This window comes from Cupriavidus phytohabitans (assembly GCF_017815025.1).
Taxonomy (GTDB): domain Bacteria; phylum Pseudomonadota; class Gammaproteobacteria; order Burkholderiales; family Burkholderiaceae; genus Cupriavidus.
Genome location: NZ_JAGIQB010000253.1, coordinates 1 through 495, shown reverse-complemented (window position 1 = coordinate 495; position 495 = coordinate 1). Strand labels below are relative to the sequence as shown.

Genomic DNA, 495 nt, shown 5'->3' with positions numbered 1-495 from the left:
CTCTCCCGTATTGCGAAAGCCGAAGACCACGGCTTTCGCAACATCAACCGCAAACCTCATTGATCAGCGATTCCCTAGGGATCCCCTGTATGCGGTGCCGGGCGATGCAAGCGTTGTGGAAGCTCGCTTTGGAACCAGTGGCAGAGACACTGGCGGACCCAAATTCCTACGGCTTCCGGCCTGAGCGCTCGACTGCCGACGCCATCGAGCAGTGCTTCATTGTTCTGGCGAAGAACGTTTCGCCAGAATGGGTTCTGGAAGGTGACATCCGGGGTTGTTTTGATAACTTCAGTCACGCCTGGATCCTGGAGCATATCCCGATGGATAAGGCAATCTTGCGACGATGGCTTCAAGCCGGATATATCGATGAAGGAACCCTATTCGAGAGCCGGGCAGGTACCCCGCAAGGGGGAATTATTACGCCGCCTACAATGTTGCATATTTTCCAGTCCCTCGTCTGAGTCGTTCGAATTTTCGCTGCTTGGAGCCGGCGGC

Annotated in this window: 1 pseudogene; it reads left to right on the top strand. The window is 55.4% G+C overall.

Annotation, left to right across the window (positions count from 1 at the left end):
- Positions 1–74: 74 nt before the first annotated feature.
- Positions 75–425: pseudogene (locus tag J8I34_RS34380) on the top strand (reverse transcriptase domain-containing protein); the annotation flags it as partial.
- Between the last annotated feature and the right edge of the window lie 70 nt (positions 426–495).